1 protein-coding gene is annotated in these 778 nt (G+C 45.0%); it reads right to left on the bottom strand.

All coding sequences use genetic code 11. The features are described 5' to 3' along the window. On the bottom strand, positions 1-778 hold a 778-nt coding region (locus tag R7Z50_RS26685; protein ID WP_318149640.1), incomplete at both ends, for a GGDEF domain-containing protein.

Here is a 778-nt window from a genome sequence, read left to right as displayed (position 1 = left end):
CAACATGTGGTCGCCGATGTCGTGACCAGAAGTGTCGTTAAAAGCTTTGAAATGGTCGACATCAAGAACCGCAAGCGCGAAGGTTCTATCTGGAGTGCGGCGGGCCATCTTCTCTAACCACACTTCCAAATAGCGGCGATTGTGAAGGCCCGTCAACAGATCCGTAGTACTTTCTTGCGTTAGTGCTTTATTGATCTTTTTGACTCGCAAAACATAACGGAAACCCACCACACCAATGGCTGCAATAGCGATAAAGTAAAACATTTCGCGGTAACGTTGCGAGCGCAACTCAGAGGCTTGAAGTGCGTTTTTCGTCTCAAGCAAATTCAACTCTTTTTGAGCCAATTTCGCTTCAAGGTCAAACTTAATGTTGATCATTTCTTCGCCGTGAATGTGCTCAGAAAATTCTTCTTCAAGTGCTCTCAACTGAGACAAATAGCGGAAGGCGGCTTCATAATTTTGCAGTACTTGGTTGGCGTTAACCAAAACCGACAACATATCGATACGCTGTTTTAGCTCAAGCTCATTGGTTGATTTGGTTTGTTCTAGGACGAGGAGAGCGGTTCTAATCGCTTTGTCGTATTGCTTGTCGGCGAGATACGCTTCGGCAAACGCTTCATAGCATGGCATCTTAATGATTTCGATGCTGTCTGGGTTAGGTAACTCAACACAGCGTTGTGCGAGCAGTAGAGCATCGTCTGTTTTACCGATGCTGCTTAGCATTTGAGAAAAGTTGGACAATGAATGATGTTTAATGACATCCGACCCTGTTTGCATT

It is taken from the genome of Vibrio sp. 1249-1, from assembly GCF_033340495.1.
The sequence above is the reverse complement of the archived record's forward strand: the minus strand, read 5'-3'. Positions and strand labels throughout refer to the sequence as shown.